At 71.1% G+C, this 6,223-nt stretch carries 5 protein-coding genes; 1 reads left to right on the top strand and 4 read right to left on the bottom strand.

Features of this window, described 5'->3' with window-relative positions; genetic code table 11:
* The 3 genes from VGW35_23025 to VGW35_23035 all read right to left on the bottom strand — a co-directional run.
* The coding region (locus VGW35_23025) for an ABC transporter permease (protein HEV8310545.1) at positions 1–773 on the bottom strand (773 nt) is incomplete at its 3' end.
* Between the two features lie 68 nt (positions 774–841).
* Positions 842–1,783 (bottom strand): ABC transporter permease, encoded by a 942-nt coding sequence (locus VGW35_23030; protein ID HEV8310546.1) that lies wholly within the window; start codon positions 1,781–1,783, stop codon positions 842–844.
* A 72-nt stretch (positions 1,784–1,855) separates the two neighbouring features.
* A complete protein-coding gene (locus tag VGW35_23035; GenBank protein HEV8310547.1) occupies positions 1,856–3,448 on the bottom strand; it encodes an ABC transporter substrate-binding protein in 1,593 nt (530 codons plus the stop codon).
* A gap of 168 nt (positions 3,449–3,616) precedes the next feature.
* Between VGW35_23035 and VGW35_23040 the strand changes: the two genes are divergently transcribed.
* Positions 3,617–5,068 (top strand): M81 family metallopeptidase, encoded by a 1,452-nt coding sequence (locus tag VGW35_23040; protein HEV8310548.1) that lies wholly within the window; start codon positions 3,617–3,619, stop codon positions 5,066–5,068.
* A 21-nt stretch (positions 5,069–5,089) separates the two neighbouring features.
* On the opposite strand, the gene VGW35_23045 is transcribed toward VGW35_23040, so the two are convergent.
* On the bottom strand, positions 5,090–6,223 hold a 1,134-nt coding region (locus VGW35_23045; GenBank protein ID HEV8310549.1), incomplete at its 5' end, for an MFS transporter.

Below are 6,223 nucleotides of genomic sequence, written 5' to 3' on the forward strand. Positions count from 1 at the left end.
GGGTCGAGGAGGTCGCGCAGGCCGTCGCCGAGCAGGTTGATGGAGAGCACGGTCGACGCCAGGAACAGACCCGGGAAGAGCAGCAGCCAGAACGCCACGCGGACGTGGGCCCGCGCCTCCGCCATGATGTTCCCCCAGCTCGGGATCTCCGGCGGGGTGCCGGCCCCCAGGAAGCTCAGCGCCGCCTCGATCAGCACCGCGGACGCGCAGACGTAGGTGCCCTGGACGATCAGCGGCGCCAGCGTGTTGGGCAGGATGTGCCGGGTGGCGGTGCGGGCGAGCCCCGCCCCCACCGCCACCGAGGCCTCCACGAACGGCTGCTCGCGAAGGCTCAGCACCACGGCGCGCACGAGGCGGACGACTCGCGGCGTCTGGGGAATGACGAGCGCGATGATGACGTTCCGGACGCTGGCGCCCGTCAAGGCCACGAACGAGATGGCCAGGAGCAGATCCGGCAGCGCCATGATGCCATCCATGATCCGCATGATGACGCCATCGAGCCGCCGCACGTAGCCGCTGACGAGGCCGACGGTCAGGCCGATCACCGACGTCACCGTCGCCACCACGATCCCGACCGCCAGCGAGATCCGGCTCCCGTAGACGACGCGGCTGTACGAGTCGCGGCCGTACATGTCGGTGCCGAACCAGTGCCTCCCCCCGGGCGGCCGGAGGCGCTCGACGGGGTTCATGTCGATGGGGTCTACGGTCAGCAGGTACGGCGCCAGCGCGGCGATCAGCACCATCGCCACCAGCAGCGCCGCGCCGGCCGCCATGGTCGGGTTCCGGCGAACCAGCCGCCACCCGGCGGCCGGCCGCGCCACCCGGTCGACCAGGGCCGGCGTCAGTAGCGGATCCGCGGGTCGAGCAGCAGGTAGCACAGGTCGACCACGAGGTTCACCAGGACGTAGACCGCCGACGAGAGCAGCGTCACCCCCTGGATGATGGAGTAGTCCCGCTGCAGCACCGCATCGACGGTGAGGCGCCCGAGCCCGGGCAACGCGAAGACGCTCTCCGTGATGACGACGCCGGAGATCAGGAGCGTGAGCCCCACCCCGATCGTGGTGACGATGGGGACCGACGCGTTCTTCAGGGCATGGCCGAAGAGGATCCGCCGCGATCCCTGGCCCTTGGCCTGCGCGGTGCGGATGTAGTCCGCCCCCAGCACCTCGAGCATGCTGGCGCGGGTGATCCGGGTGAGGAGCGCCATGTAGACCAGACCCAGGGTGAGGGTCGGGAGCACGAGGTGGCGGGCAAAGGCCCCGACGTCTTCCCGGTAGCTCACGTAGCCCTGCACCGGGAGCACGTCGAGCGTCACCGCGAACCCGTAGATCATCAGGAAGCCCAGCCAGAAGACCGGGATCGAGAAGCCGGCCACCGCGAAGACCATGACCGCCCGGTCGACCCAGGTCCCCGCCTTCCAGGCGGCCAGGATGCCGAGCGGCACCGCCAGCGTCACCGCCAGCGCCAGCGTGCTGAGCGTCAGCGCGACGGTGGGCTCCAGGCGCTGGGCGATCAGCGTCCGCACCGGGAGCTTCGAGTGAAGCGACCGGCCGAGGTCGCCCCGCAGGACGTTGGTCACGTAGACCCGGAGCTGGACGTGCAGCGGCTGATCGAGCCCCAGGGCGACGCGGATCGTCTCGATGGCCTGGGGGGAGGCGTAGTCGCCGGCGATGATGGCGGCCGGATCGCCGGGCGCGATGCGGATCAAGACGAACACGAAGAGGACCACGACGCCCATCACGGGGAAGACCGCCAGGATCCGCCGGACGACGTAGGTGAGCATGGCGAGGGGCGCGCGGCACGCGTCGCGCCGGGGCGGGCCCGATCGGCTCCCGCCCCGGCGGGCGCCGGGACGCTACTTCCGGGTCATGTTCCAGAACAGGACGTACGGGGCGGTCGACGTGTACTCGAGTCGGTCCTTCCGCCAGGCGCTGTTCGAGTTGAACTCGCCCACCGGGACATAGGGGATGTTCTCCATCAGCGCCGAATGGTACTCGACCAGGAGTTTCTTGAACTCGGGCGAGCCGGGGGCGGTGTTCCCGAGGTCGTCGAGGGCCTTGGTGGCTCGCGGCGAGCACGGCCAGCCGAACCAGGCCTCGGCGCAGCGGGTGGAGATGTTCGCGTGCCCCCAGGGGTCCGACAGCGCCACGCCGTTCGACGTCGTGTGGAAGATGTGCCAGCCGGCGGGATTCTTGCTGGGCGGATCCTTGATCGGCCGCCGGGAGGTCAGGGTGCCCCAGTCCATGACCTGGAGGTCGACGTTCACCCCGATCTTCCGGAGAAGGGCGGCGGTCGTGAGGGACGCGGCGTTGATCGTCGCGATGTCGCTCGGCGCCATGACGACGATCTTCTCCCCCTTGTAGCCCGCGTCCTGGAGGAGCTGCCGGGCCTTGGCCAGGTCCGGCTGGCGGTACGGCTCGGCGCCGGCGTCGGTCTCGAGCCACTGGCCGCAGCCGAGGTAAGCCCAACACACGGTCCAGTTCTCCTGGTCCCCGGCGATGGCCCGCAGGTAATCCCGCTGGTCCACCATGTGCACCAGGGCCTGGCGGGCCTTGATGTTGTCGAACGGCGGCACCAGGTGGTTCGGGTGGATCTGCATCTGCTGCACGTCCACCTTGCGCATGGTGACGTTGGGGTCCTTCTTCAGGATGGGCCACTGGTCGATGTGCGGGCTCTGGAGGAAGTCCACCTCGCCCTTCTGGAGGGCGGCCACCGCCGTCGAGGGATCGGGGATGACGATCCACTCGACCCGCTCGACCTTGGCGTGCCGCCCGCCGGCGTAGTAGTCGGGCGGCTCGGAGCGCGGGACGTAGTCCTTGTTCCGCAGGTAGACGGTCTTCACGCCCGGCACCCAGTCCTTCTCGGAAAAGACGAAGGGGCCCGAGCCGATCTTCTCGCCCTCGAACGCGTTGGCCGGGTTCTGGATCGCGTGCCGTTCCGGGAGGATGAAGGGCACGTAGCTGTACTCCTTGGCGAGCGCCCGGAGCACGAGCCCGTAGGGCTCCTTCAGCTTGAGGACGAAGGTCTTGTCGTCCACGACCTCCAGGGAGGCCGTCCGCGCGATCAGCTTCTGGCCGGCGGCGTCCTTGACGGCCCAGCGCTTGATCGACGCCACGGCGTCGGCTGCGCGCACGGGCTTGCCGTCGTGCCACTTGAGCCCGTTCCGCAGGGTAAAGGTGTGGGTCAGCTTGTCCGGGCTGACCCGGTAGGTGTCCACCATCTGTGGCCGGGGGACGCCCTTCGAATCCAGCGAGAACAGGGTCTCGTAGATCATGTAGCTGTGCTGCTGGGTGATGTTGGCGGTGGTCCAGTGCGGGTCCAGGTGCTTGACCTCCGCGTGCAGCACGCCCCGGACGGTCTGGGCAGCGGCGGGCGTCGCCCCTGGCAGCAGGGCGCCGGCCACGACCGCCACCAGCCCGCCCATCCATCGCATCCGAACGTTCCTCATCGCCGCCTCCTTCTTTCCGCCGGACCGGTGCATGCCGTCGCGCCCGGGATCGACCGCGCGCCCACTGTCGGCCAGGGGGCGGGCGAAGTCAAGAGGTCCCCGCCGGATGCGGCCGGCGCTTGACCGGCCGGCCGACCTGGACGAAGATTCGGGGCCGGGAGGGACGCCATGAAGCTCTTCACCGCCGGCCTCGCCACCGAATCGAACACGTTCTCGCCCATTCCCACGGGGCTCGACGACTTCGTCGTCTTCCGGGGCGCGCCGCCCCCCGAGCGGCCGACGAGCTTCGTCCAGCCATTCCTCGTGTTCCACCGCCTGGCCGCCGAGCGGGGCTGGACGGTCGCCTCCAGCCTCGGGGCGGCGGCGCCGCCGGCGGGACCGACCGTGCGCCGGGTCTACGAGGGGTTCCGCGACGAGATCCTGGCGGACCTCCGGGCGGCCATGCCGGTGGACGCCGTGCTCCTCAACCTCCACGGGGCGATGGTCGCCGACGGCTACGACGACTGCGAGGGCGATCTGCTCGAGGGGATCCGGCGCCTCGTCGGGCCGGCGGTGCCGGTCGGCGCCGAGCTCGATCCCCACTGTCACGTGACGCCGCTCATGGTCGAGGCGGCCACCGCGCTCGTCCTCTACAAGGAGTTCCCCCACACCGACTTCGCCGAGCGGGCCGCCGACCTCTTCACCCTCGTCACCGACGCCGCCCGGAGGGCGACGCGCCCGCACATGGCGCTGTGGGACTGCCGGATGATCGGGAGCTACTTCACCACGCTCCAGCCGATGAAGGGCTTCGTGGACCACGTCAAGGCCCTGGAAGGAACGCGCGGGGTCCTGTCGATCTCGCCGGTCCACGGCTTCCCGTACGGCGACGTGCCGGGCAACGGCACCAAGGTGCTGGTGATCACCGACGACCGGCCCGACGAGGGCGCGACCCTGGCCCGGGAGCTCGGACTCCAGTGGATCGCCCTCCGGGGGCGGACCCACCCCGAGATGCTGACCGTGGCCCGGGCCGTCGACCGGGCCCGACGCGTGGCGGGCCGACCGGTGGTGATGGCCGACGTCGCCGACAACCCCGGCGGCGGGTTCGCGGGCGACAGCACCGTCGTCCTCCGAGAGCTGCGGGACCTCGGGGTCACCGATGCCGCCTTCGCCACCATCTGGGATCCCATCGCCGTGTCACTGGCCCGGGCGGCCGGCCCCGGGGCCCGGCTGACCATGCGCATCGGGGGCAAGACGGGCGTCCTGTCGGGTGACCCGCTGGACCTCGAGGTCACGGTGACCGCGGTCACCGACGACCTCTATCAGCGCTACGCGGGAGTCGGCAGCAGCCTGGGGCCGGCGGCGGCCCTCTCGACCGGCGGCCTCGAGGTGATCGTGGCGAGCCGGCGGAACCAGGTGCGGAGCCCGGACGTCTTCCGCAACCTCGGCATCGACCCGCTGGCCAAGAAGCTGCTCGTGGTCAAGTCCACGAACCACTTCCGGGCCGAGTTCGAGAAGCTCGCCGCCGAGATCCTGTACGTCGCGCCCCCCGACGTCTTCACCAACGTGCCGTTCAAGCGGATCCCCCGCCCCAAGTGGCCCCTCGATCCGGACGCCTTCGCCGACCTGCCGGTCCCCGCCTGACGGGCGCGAGTCCGGGCCGGCTCAGATCGGGGCGACACGGACCGCGTGGCGGCGCACCTCCACCACGGTGAAGATCGCCAGCAGCATGATCACCGCCACCAGCACGAAGCAGAGACGCGGCTCGCCGCGATCGAGGAGCCACCCGAAGACGAACGGCATCGTGGTCGAGCCGAGGTCGAGCCCCGAGTAGACGAACCCGTAGACCTTCCCCGACGCGCCCGGCGGCGTCGCCGCCCGGACCAGCATGTCGCGCGAAGGCGACGTGGCGCCGACACACAGGCCGGCCAGCGTCGTCAGGGCCAGGAGCCCCGTGACCGGGACCCCGCCACTCCCGATGGCGAGCGTCAGCCCGGCCGCCAGGAGCATGCCCCCCGCGGCGACCCGATCGTGCCGGAGCGTGCGATCGGCCAGGAAGCCGCCGGCCAGGATCCCCACCGCGCTGCCGAGGAGGTACCCGGTGAGGGTGCCGCTGGCCAGCCCCAGGGGGACGTCGTAGATGGCGACCAGCGCCGCGACGGAGAAGGTCTGGATGCCGACGATCGCCATCGCCAGGAGGGTGAAATAGGCGAACGCCAGCAGGATCGGCGGCACCAGGAGGAGACGGACGTCGGCGGCGAGCCCGCCGGCCCCGGCCGGTCGGCGCGCCAGCAGCGCGGGGCGGTGATCGGCGAGCGCGTGGCGCTGGGTCGTCAGGACGAGCGTCACCAGGAGGCCCCCGATCCCCGCCACGGCGAGCGCCGTGCGCCAGCCGGCCAGCGCGCTCAGGCCTACCACCACGGGAGGTGCCGCCGCCCAGCCGAGGCTCCCGCAGATCGAGTGAATGCCATAGGCGCGTCCGACCCGGTCCCGGTCCACCGAGGCATTGACGATGGCATAGTCGGCCGGGTGGAAGACGCTGTTCCCGAGGCCCGCCACCATCAGGATCGGGAACATCAGCCAGTAGGACGGGCTCAGCGCGGCCAGCGCGATGCCCGCGGTCAGGAGGCCCATCCCGCCCAGGAGCACCCGCCGCGCCCCGACGTGGTCGACCAGGAAGCCAGAGGTGGGCTGGCCGATTCCGGAGGCCGCATAGAAGACGCCCATCATCAGGCCGAGCGCGGCGTATCCGACGCCGAACTCCCGGCGCAGCACGGGAAAGAGCGGCGGGAGCACGAG

This window comes from Candidatus Methylomirabilota bacterium, from assembly GCA_036005065.1.
GTDB lineage: Bacteria > Methylomirabilota > Methylomirabilia > Rokubacteriales > DASRDR01 > DASYQW01.